Here is a 363-nt window from a genome sequence, read left to right as displayed (position 1 = left end):
AGCTGTCGCGGCGCTGCTGGTGCCGATGATGCGCCAGGCCAACTATCCGGTAAACCGCGCCGCCGGGCTTATCGGTTCCGGGGGGATTATTGCGGCCATTATCCCGCCTTCCATACCACTCATTATCTTCGGCGTCTCCAGCGGACTCTCCATCAGCAAACTGTTTATGGCGGGCATTGCGCCAGGCATCATGATGGGCGTCACGCTGATGGTTACCTGGTGGTGGCAGGCAAAACGACTGAATTTACCTTGTCAGCCGAAAGCCTCACTGCGAGAAGTCTGGCAATCCTTAGTTTCCGGTATTTGGGCGCTCTTTTTACCGATAATTATTATTGGCGGTTTCCGTTCGGGGTTATTTACACC

General features: G+C 54.8%; 1 protein-coding gene. It reads left to right on the top strand.

Features of this window, described 5'->3' with window-relative positions:
* Positions 1-363: TRAP transporter large permease subunit (locus LZP73_RS19470; protein WP_234236571.1), on the top strand; the 363-nt coding region annotated here is incomplete at both ends.

It is taken from the genome of Shewanella sp. AS16 (assembly GCF_021412365.1).
GTDB lineage: Bacteria > Pseudomonadota > Gammaproteobacteria > Enterobacterales > Shewanellaceae > Shewanella > Shewanella salipaludis.
This window is presented reverse-complemented; position numbering and strand designations above follow the sequence as displayed.